We start from the raw sequence: 19,279 nt of genomic DNA on the forward strand, positions 1-19,279 counted from the left end.
CAAGTTTATTGCCTTAAAGCGCTTCTCTTTCAGGTGGCATTCCGCGGTCCCCACGGTCTCCCAGTCCGCTGAAATGCCACAGCGTCAAATTTTTTGGCTCCTTTGTCTCCAGATATCTGTCTTTCAGAGCTTCGATCAATAGTAACGGATCTACAATGCCTCCTCCGGCTCCGCAAACTGCCAGAGTATCTCCGTCATCTATTAATTCTACAGCTACCAGAAGGTAATATTCCATAACGAACATTACAGCGAGAAAGATCTGGAATGTGGCTGTACAGGTGCGACCGATAACAATCAGTGCAATTCCTTTCACTGCAAATTTAGATGCCTTGGAAACTCCCACAAAACCTTTTATTTTTTCTCCGCTTTCTGTCTTTACTCTCGGCTGCGGTGCAAAGTTCAACTGCGGGTGAAAGTTCATCCAAATATTGTGTATCACTCAGAACCTTTCCTGTAAAATAAAGAACAGGCTCTTTTATTGCTTTCCAATAAAAGAGCCTGCTGATCTTACTTCTGATTCAAATATGCATTAAAAATATCTTTTGATACATTTTCCTTAATGCTTTTATATATGTCGGAAGCCGCTTTCCTTACGTCCTCCTGAGTTTTCTTATCCAGCGCAACAATCTTTGTACCACTATCTTTTATGACCTTCATCCGGTCCTCGATCCGTTCATCCGAAGCTTTCCTTGCATATTCCTTTGCCGTCTCTGCCGCCTCCTCAATAATCTTCTGCTGATCTTTCGGAAGGTCTTTATAAAATTCATCACTTACAATCAGAGAAATATAATGGGGCAGATGATTTGTTTCTACCACGTAATCCTGCTGTTCATAAAGTTTGCTTGACACAATGACCTCATATGGGTTTTCCTGTGCGTCTATGGTCTTCTGCTGCAGGCCGATGTATACCTCACTGAACGTCATCGGCGTCGGATTGGCTTTCAGTGCCTTCCAGAAATCCATATGGTAGCTGTTTTCCATGGTACGGATTTTCTGTCCTTTAAAGTCATCAATCGACTTCACCTCTTTGTTGGTAGACATGACACGAAATCCCTGGTCCGCATAACCAAGCAGCTTAAATCCACCTTTTTCATAAACCTTTTCCATCTTCTTATAAAATACAGGATTGTCTACGGCAGCTCTTGCCTCTTCAATCGTAGTGAAGGCACTTGGCAAATCAAAGACAGCGGTATCCGGCATAAAAGTAACCTGAGGTGCCGTATTTTGCACAACAAAAGGAATATCACCGTCAGAACAGCTCTCCAGCAGTTCCCTGTCTCCCCCCAGCGTACTGTTTGGATATACCTCAATCTTCATTTTCCCTTTACTCAATCTGCTTACTTCATCTGCAAACTTCTGAGAATATAGCTGCGTCACGGTATCTTCCGGGCTGGAAGTTCCAAGAGGCCACGCATACCGCTGCACACCGTCATCACTTTTCTTCTTGCATCCGCTAAGAGCCAAGACAGAGACGACACATAAAGCCGCAATACCAAATCTTATCAATCTTTTCATCTGTATCCCCCTCCTATAACAGCGCCAGGCTGATCTGCGGTATAAATGTAATAAGTAACAAAGCCACAAGGAAACAAAGGATCAGCGGCATTGCCTTCTTTGCGATATCCACTACCGGGATCTGAGTCAGGGATGAAGCCACAAACAAATTGACTCCGATGGGCGGAGTTACAAAACCAATCGCCAGGTTGACTACCATCATCACACCAAAATGAATTGGATTCATTCCAACGCCCACTGCAATCGGCATCAGAATCGGTGTCAGAATCAAAATAGCCGGTGTCGTATCCATAACCATACCCACAAGCAGTAAGAAGACGTTGATTACCAGCAGAATGACAATTCCATTGTGGAATGTTCCAAGAATCCACTCGCTGACTGTCTGAGGAACCTGCATCAGCGTCAGGACTCTTGAAAATGCCACGGATGCTGCCAGTATAAATAAAATAGGCGCATAGGTATGGATTCCCTCGATCATAACTCCCCATAAGTCTTTTACATGGATACTCTTGTAGACAAATAAGCTTACGAATACAGAATAAAAAACAGAAATCACCGCTGCTTCTGTAGGGGAAGCCACACCAGTATAAATACAGCCAAGGATAATGACCGGACTGAGCAGTGCAAAAAAACTGTCTTTCAGCACAGTAAGCAGGCCTTTGTCACGAAGTGCCTGTACTTCTTTCCGGATCTTTTCTTTATCCTCACCATGTTTCCTGCAGTAAAAAACAGCATATACCATCAGCAGCAGACCGATAGAAATCCCGGGAAGAATCCCGGCGATAAACAGATCACTGACAGACTGTCCGGATGCCATTCCGTACATAATAAAAGGGATACTTGGAGGGATAATGACACCCAATCCTCCTGAAACCGCAACGATTGCTGTCGCAAATTTTTTATCATAACCGAGCTTAATTAAAATCGGGATCGTCATACTGCCCACTGCTGCCACCGTCGCCGGTGCTGAACCTGAAATTGCTCCATAAAAAAGACACGTAACGATAACTGCACATGGCATTCCCGCTGTAAATTTTCCAATAAAATATACAAATACATCAAAAATCTTTTTTGAAATTCCGCCCTTTGCCATCACCATGCCTGATAAAACAAACATCGGCACCGCCAGCAGCGGAAAACTGTCGATTCCTCCCAGCATGGAACGGATGACAAACTGGCCGCTTGCCGTAAAAGAAGAGTCAAAGATTCCCGGAAGTACCGACACAATACCGAGTCCAATGGAAATCGGTATCGCAATGATCAAACACAAAAAGAAAATAATAAATACTGATAACGCTGACATACCTACACCTCCTGATCCTTTCCAACTGCGATTTTAAACTCAATCAGCCATCTCTGTAAAATACGAATTGTCACCAGCAGAAAACTTACCAGCGGTGCTGCCTGTATGTAGTACATTGGTATATGGCATGCAGGGCTAACTTGTCCGCTTTCAAATGCACTTTTTAAATACAGGATAGAGTATGGGATCAGATACAGGAACAATGCAAGTTCAATGGTATGGTTCACCACTTTAAAGATGGCCCTTCCCCTTTTAGGAAACATTGCCACAAACTGCTCAATTTTAATGGAGATACACTTTTTTGTGCAGTAGCTGACACTGATAAAGCCTGACCAGATAAACAGGTATCTTGTGATCTCCTCCGACCAGGAAAGGGATGCTCCCAGAACATAACGCGCCAAAACCTGTATGCCCATGATCAGGACCATCCCCATCAGGAAAACTCCCATTAAAAACTCTTCTAAATTTTCATCTAACCACTTTAGCATATTAATACCTCTCTTTTGTAAGCGGAGATCTGCTGTCCCCAGCATGATTCTATCTATTTGAACATGATTCCCCGCTGTAATTATTACAGCATCCAAAAGTTAATTTTTTAACAACCAATCCACTATATTATACATGGTAATAATTCATTCCACAAATAGATTTTTCAAATAGAATTAATAATTTTTATCTATCAATATTGCAAATTTTCTCAGAGTTCAATGATCCTGCCGCCTCAAATCATCTATGGTCCGCAGAAGTAAAAAGCAGATAACCTGGGGTCAGATTATCTGCTTTTATCTTACTGTCATTTTGATTTTATAATTCTACAGTCCCTGATTTGCGTGGAGGAACTGAAGCATATCATTTAATTCATTGACTGCTGCCTGACCCGGAGCAGACGCTTTTTTCGCTGCGCCGAATGTAAGCGCCGAACCGAACACTTCTCCGCAGAGACGGCTGATCAGTCCCGTTCCTGCCATAGACATAGTGATAATCGGACGGTCTGCATGATCTGTATACATTTCCTCCGTCGCTGCAAGGAGTGTAAGTACATCTCTCCTGCAGGTCGGCATGACAGCGATTTTAGGAATATCAGCTCCTAATTCCTGCATTTTCACGAGTCTGCTGACAATTTCTTCTTTTGAAGGAGTTTTGTCAAAATCATGGTTGGAAGCCACAACCTTTACGCCGCATTCATGCGCAGCCGCCACGATATCTTTTACGATATCATCTCCCGTAAATACCTCCACATCTACAAGATCTACATATCCGCTTCTCGCTGCATTTTTATTCAGTTCTGCATACGGACCTGGCTCAATGGCTTTTTCTCCGCCCTCTTTGGATGTACGGAAGGTAAAGAGAATCGGTGTATCTGAAAGAGCTTCTCTCAAATCTTTTAACACATCTTCTACTTTGGCAAAATCGAAGACTCCCTCAAACCAGTCTACGCGCCATTCCACAACATCTACCGGGATCTCCCGGAAAGACTTTGCCTCGGCGATGATCTCTTCCTTTGTCACGCCCACAATCGGCACACAAATCTTAGGAACACCTGTTCCAATCTCTACATTTTTAACTTTTACTGGATTCATTTTCTACTCCTTATTAAGCTTTCTCTTCCATTGCCTTGTATCTCACATTGACAAACAGAGCCAATAATACTCCGACAACAGTGATTCCAATGTTCATTAATAAAATGTCTGCTTTATCCATTGTACCAGCCAGAGAGAGGATTGTATAGTTAGATAAGCTGGACGCAATCATAACTATACTCGTGATAGTTCCTTTGATTTTCGGAAACAGATCGTTCGCTGTCGCTGTCACAAGCTGAAGTACAACGGCTCCTGCGGAATATCCGACAACTGCTGATCCGATGTAGCAGATAGAAGGAGTTCTCAGCAGATAAACAAGCGCAATCATAATCGCTGCGATCAGAGGATATACGAATAAGAATCTTACCCCTTTTATCTTATTAACTAAAACAGTTGTAACAACGATAGCTACGAGAGATCCCGTACTGTAGTATGTCTGCATCACAGAAGGATCACCAATCTTTGCATATTCCTTCGCGAAATCCTGAGCACAGTTCAGCCAGAGCTGGAATGTTGCTGTTCCTGTAAATCCGATGATAATCAGCGCAATACTCTCCAATGAGAAGTTTGCATGTTTGATATCCTGGATCAGAGAAGATTTTGCCCCGCCTGCTGTCTCCATCTTCGGAAGAGGTGCGAATAAAACAAGCACGCCGATGATGGCAATGGCAACACCGCATACGTATAATAATACATTTAAGGAAAGGTTTGCTCCAACGATGGCACCGATCATAAACGGCATTAACAGCTGTGAACAGGAGATTGAAAACTTGGTGAGCATCGTTGCCATACTGGATCTTGGAGCCAGAATTTCAACACAAGCCGGGATCACACCGGTATCCAGGAATGAGTTTGCGATTCCTCCTAATACAGCTGCTATGTATGCAACCGTCATATTTGGTGACATAGCAAGGCCTAAGAAAAAGATCGCATAGGAGCCTGCGCCGATGATGGATGCCACTTTTCTTCCCAGCTTATCAGAAAGAGGTCCTGCAAATGGAAGGGCGATCAAACGTCCAAGCCCCAGCGCTGCCGCTACCATTGTTACCAGCCCGATGTCAGAAGCTCCCCACTGCTTTACCAAAGTTTCTTTTACTGCTACCTGGCCTAATACAGAACATCCGATACCATGGATGAAATAATTTAAGTATAAAATAAACGCACTGGGATAATATTTTTTGTTCATAATTGATTCCTCTCAAATTTCCTCTCTAGATTTAGTCGTATTTAATATCCAACACTTCTTTCATGTGGTCGATCGGCATATGTTTTCCGGTCCACAGGTGGAATGCCGCGTCTCCCTGGAACAGCATCATACCAAGACCGTTCATTGTCTTGCAGCCGGCTTCTTTTGCCATCTTTAAAAGTGCAGTCTCTCTCGGTGCATATATAGTGTCGGTGACGATCAGGTCCGGACGCAGGAATGACGCGTCAGGTATCACTGACTGGCCTTCAAGAGGCTTCATTCCAACACCGGTTGCCTGTGCAAACAGATAGCTGTCTGCAATCTCTTCTTTTAATTTATCTTTATCATCAAGATCATAAAGATTTACGATACAGTCTGTGTTTGCACGGATCTTCTCAACGGTTTTCTCTGCATTCTCCCAGAATTTATCTTTGATATTGAAGATTGACATTTCTTTGACACCGTCCAGTGCCGCCTGAATTTCGATCGCCGTTGCAGCTCCGCCTGCTCCTGTGATTGTCATTTTTTTGCCGATCACATCGATGTCATTGTCTTTCAGTGACTGCATGTAGCCGATTCCGTCGGTAATATGTCCTGTCAAAACTCCGTCTTCATTGACGATCGTGTTGACTGCTCCTGCCATCTCTGCTGCCGGTGAAAGCTTATCTAAGTACTTGCCTACAACTGTCTTGTTCGGCATAGACACGTTGGAACCCTTCAGTTTCAGGGCACGCAGTCCTTTTACCGCATCCTCTAATGTGTCATTGTCAACTTCAAACGCCAAGTATGCATAATCAAGTCCTAATGTGGCAAATGCTTCATTGTGCATTGCCGGTGAACTGGAATGTCTGATCGGATATGCCATCAGCCCGATCAATTCTGTATGTCCTGTGATTCTCTCTGCCATGTGTCATTCTCCTTTTCTACTTACCCTGTTGTTTCTTCACCCAAAAGTTAATTTTTTAACAACCTTACAAAAACTATTATACACGGATCTTATTGATACTTCTAATACATCTTTTAATACTTTTTAATAGATTTTTGCTATCATTTATGTTATGCTTCCTTATATAAATAGCCATTGCACTTTCCCAAGAAACGAGGTACTCTCTATGAATTTAAACCAGCTTTCTTATTTTCAAAAAATCGCAACCCTGCAGCATTATCATCAGGCAGCCAGAGAATTGAATGTATCCCAGCCCAGTCTAAGCCGCTCCATCGCCAATTTAGAAGAGGAACTGGGGCTTCCTCTCTTCCGGAAAAATGGAAGAAATATCGAGCTGACTAAGTACGGAAAGATATTTTTAGAGCATGTCAATAAAATACTCGAAGAAGTGAAGATTGCTGAGGATAAAATGAAGGCTCTGGCCAACTCCAAGGGAGGCCACATCGACCTGGCCTACGTGTTTCCACTTGCCAAATCGTATATTCCCCACCTCGTGCGCAGTTTCTTAAATTCGGAAGGTTCCAGCAATATCACCTTTTCCATGACGCAGGAAATCACTAACAAAATGCTCCGTGATCTGAAGTCTGAAAAATATGACGTCATCTTCGGCTCTTACGTATCCAATGAGCCTGAGATCGAATTCGTCCCGGTCATCAATCAGGAGATGGTTGTCATCACGCCGCTGGAGCACCCCTTGAAGCATAAAAAAGAAGTTCTGCTGGAAGATCTTCTGTCCTACCCAGTCATAGGATATGACCGCACTTCCGGCCTGGGCCAGTTTACAACTTCCATCTACCGGCAAAACCGGATGGAACCTGAGATCGCATTTGAAACCTCCGATGAAAATGCCATTGCCGCTCTCGTAGCCGAGAACTTCGGCATCGGCTTCGTGGCCCATGTGGAATCTCTGAGGGAATATGACGTGGAGATCCTTCACTTAAGCAACGTGAAACCTTATCACACTGTCTACATGGCGTACCTGAAGAACAACATTATGATCCCTGCTGTAGAGAAATTTATTGTCTTCGTAAAAAAAACGATAGACAAAAACTATTGATTTCAAAAAAAATATCAATTTGTTAAATAATTATCTTTGCTTTATAATGAACTTATCATTACAGATCACCCAAATGCAATGATAACAACCCTAATTAGAAATCGATAATCTTTTGGAGGGTACACAATGAAGTGCAATTATAAAAATATTTTCAGTCCGTTGACAATCAAAAACATGACGATGAAAAACCGCATCATGATGACACCGATGGGAACCAACTATGGAGAACAGACCGGAGAGATGAGTTTTCTCCATATCAATTATTACGAACAGAGGGCAAAAGGCGGTGTCGGTCTTATTATGGTGGAAAATGCCAGCGTAGATTCCCCTCTCGGTTCAAACGGTACAACTCAGATCAGGATCGACCACGACAATTACATGCCGCGTTTCTTTAAACTCTGTGAGACTGTCCATTCCCACGGTGCATGTATCGGACTTCAGTTAAATCATGCAGGTGCGTCCGCTCAGTCTAAACGTACTAATATACAGCCGGTATCCGCATCAAATATTCCATCCAAAGAAGGCGGAGAAATTCCCCGTCCGCTTACAAAAGATGAGATTTATGCAATTGTTAAAAAATATGGAGAGGCAGCTGCGCGCGCACAGGCTTCAGGATTTGACTGCATTGAGATCCATGCGGGACACTCCTACCTGATCAGTCAGTTCTTATCTCCTACGACTAACGTCAGAACTGATGAATTTGGAGGTTCTCCGGAAAACAGAGCCAGATTTGCAAGGCTGGTATTAGAAGAAGTCAGAAAACAGGTTGGACCGATGTTCCCAATCTTCGTCCGTCTAAGTGCCGACGAGTTTATGGAACATGGAAATACCCTGGATGATACTTTGAACTACCTCCAGTATTTCCAGGAAGAAGTCGATGTTTTCGACGTGTCTGCCGGATTAAACGGTTCCATCCAGTACCAGATCGACGCCAACTACTTAGAAGACGGCTGGAGATCTTATATGGCAAAGGCTGTCAGGGAAAAATACGGAAAACCATGTGTGACTATGGGTAATATTCGTGATCCACGTGTTGCTGACGATATTCTTGCCCGCGGAGACGCTGATATCATCGGTATGGGACGCGGTCTCATCGCAGATCCATGCTGGGTGAAAAAGGTTGCCACAGGGCACGAAGATGAATTAAGGAAATGCATTTCCTGCAACATCGGATGCGCAGGAAACCGAATCGGTGTCAACCGCCCGATCCGCTGTACGATTAATCCTACGGTAAACGACGGTGCTGATTATAAAAAGCACAAGATCAATAAACCATGCAACGTTGTCGTTATCGGAGGCGGTACTGCCGGCCTGGAAGCTGCATGTACGGCTGCGGAAGTTGGCTGCACGACATTCTTATTAGAAAAGGAAGATCATCTGGGAGGACTTTCCGTGGAAATCTCCAAGATTCCTGACAAGAAACGTCTCGCTGATTTCCCTCACTATCTTCAAGTAAGGGCATCCAGGTTAAACAACTTGTTTATCTTTAAAGGACAGGAAGCCACACTGCCGATGATCAAGGCTCTGCACCCGAATATCATCGTCAATGCCACAGGATCCAATCCTCTGCTTCCGCCGATCAAAGGTCTTCACGACCATATCGACAAGGAAGGCTCCAAGGTTGCCTCTATTTCCGGCATGATCAATCATCTGGCTGACTATCCGGAAGACTGCACAGGCAAGAAGGTCGCTGTCATCGGAGGCGGTGCCGTGGGACTGGATGTTGTAGAATATTTTGCACCAAAAGGCGCAGAGGTGAGCATCGTAGAGATGATGCCTGCCATCGGTAAAGATTTAGACCCTGTTTCTAAATCCGGTGTTAATGCACTGATGAAAAAGTATAAGGTCAACCAGATGCCGAACACTGCTCTCTGCGAAGTCAAGGCCGATTCCTTCCTCGTAAAAGCAGACGGTGAAGAAAAAGACCTGCCATTTGACTATGGATTCGTCTGTCTCGGAATGCGTGCCAACGCTCCGATCCTAGAGGAGATCCGTGAGGTATATGCGGATACCAACGTAGAAATTATCAATATCGGTGACAGCGTCCGTGCAAGACGTATCATCGACGGTGTTCAGGAAGGACATAACATTTTAAGAGTACTTTCCGACATGGAATACTTATAAATAATATTCCCCAAACTCTTTTCATAACATATTCCTTAATAGAAAGAAAGGGAACCATCATCATTGGTTCCCTTTCTTATTGTCTCTTCAATATCTTCCTTACGCACAAGTTCAAATAAATCTTTTGGCTGGAACCTGGAAGCAAAGGTTTCCCACATAAGATCCATCGCCTCCTGAAGCCTTGAACGATGCAGTTTTGCAATTTCTATCCTCATTTATTTCCTCCCCGGCTTTGGCCGGTCCTGTTTATTGATTCTGTTTTTTTCAATTATATTTGTTTCTCCGGCTTCTATCAACCGAAGTTTACTTACAGAAAATAGAAACTGCCGGGATCTAATTTACAATTCCGGCAGATATCCTGATTATAGTTTTAATCTTCTTTTTATCTTCTCAACAGCTTTTTTTTCAATACGGCTCACATAAGATCTCGATATATGAAGTTCTTTTGCCACCTCTTTCTGAGTCATGGGTTTTTTGCCATATAATCCGTATCTCATGATCAGAGTTGTTTTCTCCCTGGACGGTTCCATCTCATCCACCATTTTATACAAATCTCTGATTTTTTCCTTCAGGTCCAGTTCATCTACGATATCGTTTTCATCCGCCCCCAGTACATCCAAAAGATTAATTTCATTCCCCTCTTTGTCAATCCCAATTGGCTCATATAACGAAGTGTCCTTTGCACTCTTTCTCTCCTGCCTCAGCATCATGAGCAGTTCATTTTCAATGCATCGGGAAGCATAGGTCACCAGCCGGTGCCCTTTCTCCAAGTTATAGGTATTGATCGCTTTAATCAGCCCAATCGTTCCCACGGATATCAGATCGTCCTTATCCCTGTCAAAGTTATTATATTTTTTAACAATATGTGCAACCAGACGGAGATTGTGTTCTACTAATATATTCCTGGCCTCCATGTCCCCCAGGCGGCTTTTCTTCAAGTAATATTGTTCCTCTTCCTGTGACAGCGGTTCTAAAAATGCCTGCAAGTAAAGCAACCTCCAAGCCTTTTTAACATTGTATGCCTTCCTCTGTCCAATAGTGCTTTTCCCTCTAAAAGATATTTCACCGGCTGTAAGGGTTCTCTCAAATGTGTTAAACTTACAATATAAATTGTTTTATTTAGGAGGTCTGCTATGAACGATTTATATCATATTGATGAGAATTCAAAATGGGAAATGGTTTTGGGGAATATACAAAATATGATCCAATATCTTGATCAGGAATCCATGCATAACCAGATCGATCTTGTGGCAAGCGGTCCTGCTGTCTGTGAACTTCAGGATGCCGTCTCAGAAAAGATGGGAGCATATGAAATTGCTCTTTATAAACTTCACATGGGAATTTTTAATCTGTCTTCTTCCAAGATATTTTTTACATTCCTCCAGAAATATATTTTATATATTCTTCCAAACACATATTTTTCTTTTTCATTTCCCTTGCGGCTTTCTTTCCCACATACCGGTAATGCCACGGTTCATATCCGATTTTTGTAATATTTGTTTTATTCTTTGGATATCTGAGAGTAAATCCGTATTTCCAGCTGTTTTCCATAAGCCACTGCTGTTCTTTCCTCTTTTCCTGAGTCTCATCAAGCACCGGATAATCAACTGCCACGATATCCACAGCCAGTCCTGTCTGATGCTCACTCCGACCCGGAAGCGCAACCCATCTGGATGCCTTCTCCCTGGCCTCAGCCTCCGTACATCCCTGATTCAAATACTTATTGATATCACGCTCCAGAAGATACGTCTGGCGCTCTTCTGTCCGGTATGCAGAACAGACGGAGGGATAAAGTCCTCTTTTTCTGGCCGCATCCATCATTCTCTGCAAATCCGGCAGTATCCTCCGGTCCACCTGACATCCGTTGTTTAATGTAGTCAGGTCAGGCCGAAAACCATCCGGCACATAATTTTCATGATTTATTAATATTAAGTTCCAGGGAATATTAACTGTCTGTTCTTTTTGTCTTGGCCTTACAAATCTGCTGATTGGTATTGTATTTTTTACCGGCTGCTGCGTAGACGTACAGTACTGTATCACAAGAACCGTCAGGATCCAAGCGCCTATGATCTCTAATACAAGCAGGACAAAATACTTATGTCTCCTCTGTATATATTGTTTCTTTCTCATTGGTCCGTCACCCTTCTTTCCAGAGAATATTATCTCTGGTATTATCATACCCGGACCTTGTATCACAATTCATTCAAAATTCCATCGAAGTTGTATCATCTGCTGACACTATTTTCATCTCCATAATTTACTTCAGGGTGAATATAAAATTCCCCTTCTTCCGCAAATTTTTTGCTGAAGAATATAAATGAATAGCACACATTTTCACTGCCTGACTTGTATCTTACAAAATGACTGGTTTTTATTACTGCAATTTTGTTTGTTTCTCTCAATCCAAGGTACCGGTCCCAAATCCCTATGATCTTTTCAGCATCCACAGCCTTGATTCCAGTTCCTTTTACACTGTCGAGGCTTAAGATTTTATGTGAAGAATCATCAATGACCAGTGACAAACTTTGATCCGCTGACTGTATAGATACAGTTTGGACTCTGAGACGTCTTGCATAATTTTTTGTATCCAGATAAGTCGTGGTAGTTTCATAAAACATCATTGTATTTTTATTCAGGTCAAGCTTTGGAAACATTCCCATCTCTTTCAATTTTTTTAATTCATTGATACAAACCTTTTTGAGTTCTTCTACCTCTGCCGATCCCCACTCATAAGACTGGTTCGTCACGGCAATTTCCTCCATTGAGTTATCGGCTTCCACAATGAGTGCTAATTTTTCGGCTATGGTTAAGGTATCTGTCCGGATTTCCGATGCATCTTCCACCTTGTCCAGTTCCACCCGGCCCCTCATTTTCTTATCCTGATATCCCGATATCAGGGACGGCCATAAAATACAGGAGACTGCCAAGGCCGCTGAGAAAAGGCAGATCAAAACATTCTTAAATTTCATCGAACCTCTCCTTTCTGAGCCGAACTGTGACTGCCGTTCCTCTTTCCAGCCGGCTCTCAAATTTCATCGTTCCGCCGTGCAGTTCCACGATCCGGCGGCAAAGAGAAAGTCCAAGACCCGCTCCGCCTTCTTTTCTGGCTCTGGACTTATCTGCCATATAGAATGCTTCCGTTATCCTGTTAACATCTTCTTTTGCCATTCCTCTTCCGTTGTCTTTTATCGCCAGAATATAACCGTTTTCATCTGATCTCCCTTCAAAGCGAATCAGTCCGTCCGCATCCACTGCCTTCCTGGCATTATCCATAAGATTCACACAGAGACTCTGAAGCAGATCCGGTTCTCCCCATATGATCCCCTCCTCAAAAGAAGTTTCAAGCTGAATACCTGATGTTTCCAAAAGAGGCCCTGTAAGATGAATGACTTTTTCAGACAGCTCTGCTGCCGAGACTGGTCTCATGGAAATCTTCTGCTTGTCAAGAACGATCAGATCCATCAGCTTTAAAGATAAAGCTTCCAGACGCTTTCCCTCCTCAAAAATATAATTTGCCGCCTGAAACCTCTGCTCCTCACTGAGTCCTCTGGACCGCAGGGTATCTGCGTATCCTATGATAGAAGTCATAGGCGTTTTCAATTCATGTGCAAAGCTTCCCATAAACATCTCCTGGCGCAGTGCGGAGTCTTCAAGTTCATAGATCTTTTGTTCCAGCTGCTCTGCCATTGTATTAAAATCTCCGGCGAGAAAACCTATCTCATCCTCGGACACCACTTCCGAGCGGATCTTTAAATCGCCCGCAGCGAAGTTTCTGACCGCCCGGGAAAGTATTCTCAAAGGCCGGGTCAGCCATCTGGACAGACAAAAAACAGCAATTCCCAAAGTTACGACCAGAATAATGGATATCTTCTGATACAGCTTCATCTGATTTTCTTTTAATTCATAAATCGAGGTAATATCTCTTACATTTTCCAGGTAAAATACTTCTTCATCCACGGTGAAGCGGCAGGCCGACTGCAGATAATACCTGCCGTCCTGTTTGAGAATGGAGTATCCGGTATGTTTTTCGTCCAGAGCCTTCATTACCTGATCCGGTACACGAAAACTCAGATCAGAAAACAGCTCCCGGAAGGAACTGTCACAAATCCGAAATTTTCTTTCCTTTCCCGGAGATGAGAGACTGATAGATCCGGCCAGCTTTTTAACCGTGTTTCTCGGTGAACCGCTGTCCGGAGGAGATACGGCAATGGAAGCCCCCAAAGTTGCCCGGAAAATATTATTTTCCTGATATGACATCCCTACGGTCTGGCGCAGAGAAGACTGAAAAGAAGACTGGATCAAAAAATACCCGCCAACGCTGAATGTGAGCATAGTAAGTGAAATAATGCTTAAAAATACTTTCCAGGAAAACTTCATTGCTAATCCTCCAGGCGGTAGCCCACCTTATAGACCGTTTTTATTTTCTGTTCCCATCCGATTTTTTTTCTCAGACGCTGCACGTGCAGATCGACTGTCCTGCTGTCTCCCATGTATCCGCTGCCCCAAATCTTCTCATAAATAAAGTCCCTGAATAGGGCAATGTTTTTATTCTGTATCAAAAGCAGGAGCAGCTCGTATTCTTTGACTGTCAAATTTACGGGCTGCCCCTGTTTTTTTACGATCCTGGCTGACATATCAATCTCCAGATCTCCTGCCTTCAGACGGCTTTCTGTCTTCTGACAGCGCCTGAGAACTGTCTCTACCCTTGCCAGCAGTTCTGCAATCTCAAATGGCTTGGTCAGATAATCGTCTGCCCCTGCCTTCAGTCCCTTTACTTTATCTTCTGTATTGGCCTTGGCCGTAAGAAATATGACCGGGATCTCAAGAGGCCTGATGTAGTCCATCAGCTCATAGCCGTCTATCTCCGGCAGCATGATATCCAGAAGAATCAGATCAAATCTCTCCAGTTCCAGCCGGTCGGCCGCCTTTGCCCCGTCAAAAGCACAGACACAGCAGTATCCCGCTGCTGCAAGATTCATCTGGATTAAATTTGATATGGCCGGCTCATCCTCGACGATTAAAATACGGTTCATATTCCTCTCCTCAGCTTTCCATTTATATGTTGAAAAATATAACAGATCCTTGTATCCTTTTTGTATCCTCGACTGCAAATGTCCATTATAAATTCAGAAAATCAAACGGCTCCTTATCCTGTAAAAAGTGCATGAGCATATAGGCACACATGATGGCCACATGTTCCTCCTTCAGTATCCTTTTCACTTCTTCCCTGTCTGCAAGCACAATTTCAATCTCTTCAGAGTCCTCCTGCCCTTTTTTGCTCGGTGTGCCGCTTGCATACCCATAAATCGTTGCACAGGACTCATCCGTCATGCCGACAGACATAAAGCCCGGCTTTTCAAACATCAAATCGGCGTCGATTAATTCCAGGGAAAGCCCTGTTTCCTCCTTTAATTCCCTGATTCCTGCCTCCCGGTAGTCTTCTCCTTCTTCCACCAGACCTGCCGGAAATTCGTAGATATAATCATCGATCGAATATCGATACTGCCTGACCAGCACGACCCTGTCTCGTTTTTCACCGTAGAGGCTGTATACAATAATGCCGTCCGGATCATTGCGCTTTGTCTTTAATTTCAGCCGTTCCATATTTTTAACCCTGGAAGCGATATAGTAATTCAACGTTTTTCCAACCCGGTTTGTTCCTTTTAAATGATACAGATTCAGATGTGGATTATCTGTCAGTCTGCTGACTTCACTAATTTTTTTCATGCCGAATGCTCCTTTTCTAACGATGCATCTTTTTGTTCTGTCTGTTTATATATATATTATATCGGATATGCTGTCCCCGGGAAAGCCTTTATATTACAGGGAGGCGGCACATTCAAACGCAAGTTCCATGTATTTATTAAAACTTTTGATACCGTACTCCGCCAGATCTCTTTGTTCCCATCTGTCTGCATCGAGATTATCCGCACCATATAAAAACTGGACAAACGGAATCTTACGAAACTGCGTGACTGCCAAAGCCGCAGAACATTCCATCTCAACCGCAAGGCATCCCTGTTCTCTGCGCTCTTTCACTGTACTCCTTGTTTCCCTGTAAATCGCATCCGTGGTCCATGTCTTGCCGGTCACATAAGACATTCCGCATTTCTTTAAACTATTCTTTAATATATTTACAGACGATGTCTCCGCATGGATTTCCTCACTGGCCGGCATATAGTGATAGCTGGTTCCCTCATCTCTTACCGCAGAAACAGGGACAATTATTTTATCCTGGACAGCGGACTGGTTCAGGACCCCGCAGCATCCGAACATTACTATTTTTTTCGCTCCCAGTGCTATGATTTCTTCTAAACCGGCCGCACAGGCAGGTGCACCTACTCTGGATAAAAAAAACGCGATGCTCTTCCCGGCATAATGCATTTCATAGACTGGGAGATTCCCGTTTGCGCTGCACAATTCTGCAATCTTCTGTCCGTCATTTAACTCAGCCAGCCGGTCGATCATGTCCGCTGAAAAAGTGGTGATGCATACCTCCGGAAAATCCGTTTTTTCTTTTATAACATCCCTGGGATTTATCAACGCCGTTTTTGTATTGTCGCAGCGGTCAAATATAGTCGCCATATCTTTTTATTCCTTTCTCACTAATAAATTTCGGATTTCCTTCATCATTCTTTCCGGCACTTCTCTGTTAACCGGCATAAGTCTGCTGTACATTCTCACTCCCTGATAGGAAAAAATGATCAGGTCAAACACCGCAGATATATCGACAGGATAGAATTCCTTCCGGTCAATGCCATATTGAAGAAAGCTCTTCCATGTATGACAGGAAGTTAAATACTGACGGTACAAGGCATTCTCCCCGGCGGCATTTTCCTTCATGCTGAAATATTCATAAATCGCAGTGCTCAAAGAGCCTTCACTGTCGATCATTTCCTCCTGATAGCGTTTTAAAATATCGTCCAGAATGTGAACCGCAGAAAGTCCCAGCTTCATTTTCGAATGAAACTCCTCATTCTGAGAGTCCATCATTTCATCCACGATTTCTTTAAAAATCTGTTTTGTGCTCTCATAGTGTCCATACAAGCCTCCCCGGCTTAACCCCGTGATCTCACAGATATCTTTCATTGTAACTTCTTTAAAACCCTTCTCTGCAAACAAAAGACAGGCTTTCTCCCTGATCAATCTCCTCGTCGCTTCACCTCTTTTATTCACGGAACGCCTCCTTTCCGACATATATGTCTATAAATAAACTATACGACATATATGTCGGAAAATCAATGGTATACATCCATGTACCAAAGAAAAGTACCCATTAGACAAAAGAACTCTCCCAAAATAGCTTCTTTTGTTCAAGTAACACTTGTCCGGCAGGTATTACGTCCATTTTCTACATGATTGGAGTGAGGCATTCTAAGAGCCGAACGGAAATCATGCGGAAAATGTCGCTCGGGTGGACGCGCTCCGCGCGATAAGGTATACCCACAGGGCACACCGTATTTTATACCCTTCGGGTGGACGCGCTCCGCGCGATAAGGTATACCCACAGGGCACACCGTATTTTATACCCTTCGGGTGGACGCGCTCCGCGCGATAAGGTATACTTATTATATAGTTTGGAGTGTGTTTATTGTTTTATTGTAGAAAGGATGGTTTTTATGGATATTGGAGAAGGTATGAAGAAGATCCTGCTGGCCGGCATCGGTGCTATGGCTGCCACGGCGGACTCTGCCAAAGATATCGTCGAGGACCTTGTAAAAAAAGGTGAACTCACTGTAGAACAGGGCAAGGTTGTAAATGAAGAGCTTAAACATAAAACAAAAGAAAAACTGAAAGATCATGTGACTGTAAATATTGTAAAAGACTATGGAGACTTGATCGATGCCGTGGATGATATGTCCGCAGAAGATTTGGACCGTTTAATGGAAAAGATCAATTTGAAAAAGCAGGCAGATGCCGAGATTCGGGAGGATGCCCCAGAGGAATCAAAAGAAGATGAGCAGTGATGTCTCTAACCGGCGGCTTTTAGATATTCTCACGGTGTTAAAAAGGCATCATCTCTCAAGGGGGATGACCCCTCAAAAGCTGAAAGAGATTCTGGAAGATCTGGGGCCTACGTATGTCAAGCTGGGCCAGATTATGTCCATGCGCTCTGATGTGCTTCCTGAAGCATACTGTACAGAATTAAAAAAACTCAGGACCGAAGTAAAACCGCTGGACTTTTCTCTGGTGAAACAGGTGGCCGAACAGGAACTCTGCCGTCCCCTGGAATCTGCATTTTCTGAGATCCGTCCGGCTCCGCTAGGTTCTGCTTCCATCGCACAGGTTCACTTAGCGGTGCTCGCAGGCGGCGGACGAGTTGTCATCAAAGTCCAGCGGCCTCATATCCGGGAAACCATGGAAAATGATATTCATTTTCTAAAAAAAGCCGCCAAAATCATGAAAATTGCCATGGGAACCGGTGACCTGATCGATTTTAATACGATACTGGATGAACTTTGGAAAACCTCTCAGGAAGAGATGGATTTTATAAGAGAAGCGGACAATCTGGTGCGGTTTTATGAAAACCAAAAAGACATTGCCTATGTCACCTGCCCGCAGGTGCTCACTGAGTTTACCACACCCCGTCTGCTTACTATGACCTATATCGATGGTATCCAGATCGATCATATCCATGCACTCCGCAAGGCCGGATATGACATGACGGAGATCGGCGAGAAAGCTGCAGAAAACTACTGTAAACAGATCCTGGAGGATGGTTTTTTCCACGCCGACCCGCATCCGGGAAATCTGTGGATTGCGGGAGGGAAGATTGCCTGGCTGGATCTTGGCATGACAGGACATCTGTCTGAACACTATAAACAGCTCCTCAGAAAAGCCATCTCAGCCCTGTTAATGCACGACATCTATACGCTGAAAAATGTCCTCCTCACCCTGGGAGAGCCAAAAGACCGCATTAATCATGCCAGGCTCTATACGGACGTGGATGATATCGTCAGCCGTTATATGACTTTGGACTTCGGCGAGATGCGCCTGGGAGATTTGATTGAGAAGCTTCTGGATCTTGTAAAAAAGCATAAAATCGCCATCAGCCCGGATATCACGCTCCTCGGCAGGAGCATGATTACCATGGAAGGCACATTGGCCGCCTGCTCCCCCGAAGTCAATATGCTCTCGATCCTTTCTGTGCATATGTCATCCATAATCTATGATGACCTTGACTGGAAAAAAGAACTGATCCGCCGGGGTCGGACAGCCTATGCGTCTCTTGATAAATCCATGGAGATCCCGTCCCAGCTTTCCGACCTGTTAAATATCGCAAAAAACGGGCAGACAAAATTAAATTTAGAGCTCACAGATGCAGATGACCTGGTGAAAATGTTTCACCGTTCCGCCGGTTATCTTGTACTTGGGATCATCTCTTCCTCTCTCTTTGTTGGAGCAAGTCTTCTCTGTATGACGGAGATGAAACCATTAATTTTTGGTATCCCCTGGATCAGCTTTATTGGATTTGTTCTATCCGGGCTGATGATTGTATACTTGCTGTACCGTATTTTATTTCGCCCAAAACCCTGAAAATGCGGTGTGCCCGGTGGGTAGGCTTTAT

Annotated in this window: 20 protein-coding genes; 4 read left to right on the top strand and 16 right to left on the bottom strand. The window is 43.8% G+C overall.

Features of this window, described 5'->3' with window-relative positions; all coding sequences use genetic code 11:
- Positions 1 to 13: 13 nt before the first annotated feature.
- The 7 genes from CI597_RS18390 to CI597_RS05125 form a co-directional block, all read right to left on the bottom strand.
- The gene (locus CI597_RS18390; RefSeq protein ID WP_235824551.1) at positions 14 to 439 is read right to left on the bottom strand and encodes a hypothetical protein; all 426 of its coding nucleotides are present in this window, start codon (positions 437 to 439) and stop codon (positions 14 to 16) included.
- Between the two features lie 68 nt (positions 440 to 507).
- Positions 508 to 1,515: a TRAP transporter substrate-binding protein gene (locus CI597_RS05100; protein ID WP_024727812.1), complete on the bottom strand. Its 1,008-nt coding sequence runs from the start codon at positions 1,513 to 1,515 to the stop codon at positions 508 to 510.
- A 13-nt stretch (positions 1,516 to 1,528) separates the two neighbouring features.
- Positions 1,529 to 2,818 (bottom strand): TRAP transporter large permease, encoded by a 1,290-nt coding sequence (locus tag CI597_RS05105; RefSeq protein ID WP_024727813.1) that lies wholly within the window; start codon positions 2,816 to 2,818, stop codon positions 1,529 to 1,531.
- Positions 2,819 to 2,820: 2 nt separating this feature from the next.
- The gene (locus CI597_RS05110; RefSeq protein ID WP_034549458.1) at positions 2,821 to 3,306 is read right to left on the bottom strand and encodes a TRAP transporter small permease; all 486 of its coding nucleotides are present in this window, start codon (positions 3,304 to 3,306) and stop codon (positions 2,821 to 2,823) included.
- Between the two features lie 324 nt (positions 3,307 to 3,630).
- Positions 3,631 to 4,398, bottom strand: coding sequence for a type I 3-dehydroquinate dehydratase (aroD, locus tag CI597_RS05115; protein ID WP_024727815.1), 768 nt, complete (start codon positions 4,396 to 4,398; stop codon positions 3,631 to 3,633).
- A 13-nt stretch (positions 4,399 to 4,411) separates the two neighbouring features.
- Positions 4,412 to 5,584: an MFS transporter gene (locus CI597_RS05120; RefSeq protein WP_024727816.1), complete on the bottom strand. Its 1,173-nt coding sequence runs from the start codon at positions 5,582 to 5,584 to the stop codon at positions 4,412 to 4,414.
- A 31-nt stretch (positions 5,585 to 5,615) separates the two neighbouring features.
- On the bottom strand, positions 5,616 to 6,491 hold the full coding sequence (locus CI597_RS05125) for a shikimate dehydrogenase (protein ID WP_006567234.1): 876 nt from the start codon (positions 6,489 to 6,491) through the stop codon (positions 5,616 to 5,618).
- Positions 6,492 to 6,696: 205 nt separating this feature from the next.
- On the opposite strand from CI597_RS05125, the gene CI597_RS05130 reads away from it, so the two are divergent.
- On the top strand, positions 6,697 to 7,587 hold the full coding sequence (locus tag CI597_RS05130; protein WP_024727817.1) for a LysR family transcriptional regulator: 891 nt from the start codon (positions 6,697 to 6,699) through the stop codon (positions 7,585 to 7,587).
- Between the two features lie 126 nt (positions 7,588 to 7,713).
- Complete coding sequence (locus CI597_RS05135; RefSeq protein ID WP_024727818.1) at positions 7,714 to 9,711, top strand: NAD(P)/FAD-dependent oxidoreductase; 1,998 nt, start codon at positions 7,714 to 7,716, stop codon at positions 9,709 to 9,711.
- Positions 9,712 to 9,746: 35 nt separating this feature from the next.
- Here the strand turns inward: CI597_RS05135 and CI597_RS05140 are convergent, their stop codons facing one another.
- From CI597_RS05140 to CI597_RS05180, 9 genes are all read right to left on the bottom strand, one after another.
- A complete protein-coding gene (locus CI597_RS05140; RefSeq protein ID WP_024727819.1) occupies positions 9,747 to 9,926 on the bottom strand; it encodes a hypothetical protein in 180 nt (59 codons plus the stop codon).
- Between the two features lie 147 nt (positions 9,927 to 10,073).
- Complete coding sequence (gene sigK / locus CI597_RS05145; protein ID WP_024727820.1) at positions 10,074 to 10,697, bottom strand: RNA polymerase sporulation sigma factor SigK; 624 nt, start codon at positions 10,695 to 10,697, stop codon at positions 10,074 to 10,076.
- A 385-nt stretch (positions 10,698 to 11,082) separates the two neighbouring features.
- Positions 11,083 to 11,841 (bottom strand): D-Ala-D-Ala carboxypeptidase VanY, encoded by a 759-nt coding sequence (locus CI597_RS05150; RefSeq protein ID WP_034549461.1) that lies wholly within the window; start codon positions 11,839 to 11,841, stop codon positions 11,083 to 11,085.
- A 95-nt stretch (positions 11,842 to 11,936) separates the two neighbouring features.
- Complete coding sequence (locus tag CI597_RS05155) at positions 11,937 to 12,680, bottom strand: hypothetical protein (RefSeq protein ID WP_024727822.1); 744 nt, start codon at positions 12,678 to 12,680, stop codon at positions 11,937 to 11,939.
- The gene (locus tag CI597_RS05160) at positions 12,670 to 14,088 is read right to left on the bottom strand and encodes a sensor histidine kinase (RefSeq protein WP_024727823.1); all 1,419 of its coding nucleotides are present in this window, start codon (positions 14,086 to 14,088) and stop codon (positions 12,670 to 12,672) included. The genes CI597_RS05155 and CI597_RS05160 overlap by 11 nt, the downstream gene beginning before the upstream one ends.
- Before the next feature lie 2 nt (positions 14,089 to 14,090).
- Positions 14,091 to 14,744, bottom strand: a complete 654-nt coding sequence (locus CI597_RS05165) for a response regulator transcription factor (RefSeq protein ID WP_034549463.1) — start codon at positions 14,742 to 14,744, stop codon at positions 14,091 to 14,093.
- A gap of 85 nt (positions 14,745 to 14,829) precedes the next feature.
- A complete protein-coding gene (locus CI597_RS05170) occupies positions 14,830 to 15,438 on the bottom strand; it encodes an NUDIX hydrolase (protein WP_024727824.1) in 609 nt (202 codons plus the stop codon).
- A 93-nt stretch (positions 15,439 to 15,531) separates the two neighbouring features.
- Positions 15,532 to 16,296 carry a nucleoside phosphorylase gene (locus tag CI597_RS05175; protein WP_024727825.1) on the bottom strand — a complete coding sequence of 255 codons (765 nt, stop codon included), beginning with the start codon at positions 16,294 to 16,296 and terminating at the stop codon, positions 15,532 to 15,534.
- A 6-nt stretch (positions 16,297 to 16,302) separates the two neighbouring features.
- On the bottom strand, positions 16,303 to 16,887 hold the full coding sequence (locus CI597_RS05180; RefSeq protein WP_024727826.1) for a TetR/AcrR family transcriptional regulator: 585 nt from the start codon (positions 16,885 to 16,887) through the stop codon (positions 16,303 to 16,305).
- A 443-nt stretch (positions 16,888 to 17,330) separates the two neighbouring features.
- On the opposite strand from CI597_RS05180, the gene CI597_RS05185 reads away from it, so the two are divergent.
- Positions 17,331 to 17,678, top strand: a complete 348-nt coding sequence (locus tag CI597_RS05185) for a phasin family protein (RefSeq protein WP_024727827.1) — start codon at positions 17,331 to 17,333, stop codon at positions 17,676 to 17,678.
- On the top strand, positions 17,668 to 19,248 hold the full coding sequence (locus CI597_RS05190; protein ID WP_095142890.1) for an ABC1 kinase family protein: 1,581 nt from the start codon (positions 17,668 to 17,670) through the stop codon (positions 19,246 to 19,248). Before CI597_RS05185 ends, CI597_RS05190 begins: the two co-directional genes overlap by 11 nt.
- Positions 19,249 to 19,279 lie beyond the last annotated feature (31 nt).

Source organism: Anaerostipes hominis (ex Lee et al. 2021) (assembly GCF_002270485.1).
GTDB classification, from domain to species: domain Bacteria; phylum Bacillota; class Clostridia; order Lachnospirales; family Lachnospiraceae; genus Anaerostipes; species Anaerostipes hominis.

What these genes read in the sequence shown, in the direction of transcription:
- CI597_RS05100 (WP_024727812.1), bottom strand. Translation starts at nt 1,515, where the DNA reads ATGAAAAGATTGATAAGATTTGGTATTGCGGCTTTATGTGTCGTCTCT.
- CI597_RS05105 (WP_024727813.1), bottom strand. Translation starts at nt 2,818, where the DNA reads ATGTCAGCGTTATCAGTATTTATTATTTTCTTTTTGTGTTTGATCATT.
- CI597_RS05110 (WP_034549458.1), bottom strand. Translation starts at nt 3,306, where the DNA reads ATGCTAAAGTGGTTAGATGAAAATTTAGAAGAGTTTTTAATGGGAGTT.
- aroD (WP_024727815.1), bottom strand. Translation starts at nt 4,398, where the DNA reads ATGAATCCAGTAAAAGTTAAAAATGTAGAGATTGGAACAGGTGTTCCT.
- CI597_RS05120 (WP_024727816.1), bottom strand. Translation starts at nt 5,584, where the DNA reads ATGAACAAAAAATATTATCCCAGTGCGTTTATTTTATACTTAAATTAT.
- CI597_RS05125 (WP_006567234.1), bottom strand. Translation starts at nt 6,491, where the DNA reads ATGGCAGAGAGAATCACAGGACATACAGAATTGATCGGGCTGATGGCA.
- CI597_RS05130 (WP_024727817.1), top strand. Translation starts at nt 6,697, where the DNA reads ATGAATTTAAACCAGCTTTCTTATTTTCAAAAAATCGCAACCCTGCAG.
- CI597_RS05135 (WP_024727818.1), top strand. Translation starts at nt 7,714, where the DNA reads ATGAAGTGCAATTATAAAAATATTTTCAGTCCGTTGACAATCAAAAAC.
- CI597_RS05140 (WP_024727819.1), bottom strand. Translation starts at nt 9,926, where the DNA reads ATGAGGATAGAAATTGCAAAACTGCATCGTTCAAGGCTTCAGGAGGCG.
- CI597_RS05150 (WP_034549461.1), bottom strand. Translation starts at nt 11,841, where the DNA reads ATGAGAAAGAAACAATATATACAGAGGAGACATAAGTATTTTGTCCTG.
- CI597_RS05155 (WP_024727822.1), bottom strand. Translation starts at nt 12,680, where the DNA reads ATGAAATTTAAGAATGTTTTGATCTGCCTTTTCTCAGCGGCCTTGGCA.
- CI597_RS05160 (WP_024727823.1), bottom strand. Translation starts at nt 14,088, where the DNA reads ATGAAGTTTTCCTGGAAAGTATTTTTAAGCATTATTTCACTTACTATG.
- CI597_RS05165 (WP_034549463.1), bottom strand. Translation starts at nt 14,744, where the DNA reads ATGAACCGTATTTTAATCGTCGAGGATGAGCCGGCCATATCAAATTTA.
- CI597_RS05170 (WP_024727824.1), bottom strand. Translation starts at nt 15,438, where the DNA reads ATGAAAAAAATTAGTGAAGTCAGCAGACTGACAGATAATCCACATCTG.
- CI597_RS05175 (WP_024727825.1), bottom strand. Translation starts at nt 16,296, where the DNA reads ATGGCGACTATATTTGACCGCTGCGACAATACAAAAACGGCGTTGATA.
- CI597_RS05185 (WP_024727827.1), top strand. Translation starts at nt 17,331, where the DNA reads ATGGATATTGGAGAAGGTATGAAGAAGATCCTGCTGGCCGGCATCGGT.
- CI597_RS05190 (WP_095142890.1), top strand. Translation starts at nt 17,668, where the DNA reads ATGAGCAGTGATGTCTCTAACCGGCGGCTTTTAGATATTCTCACGGTG.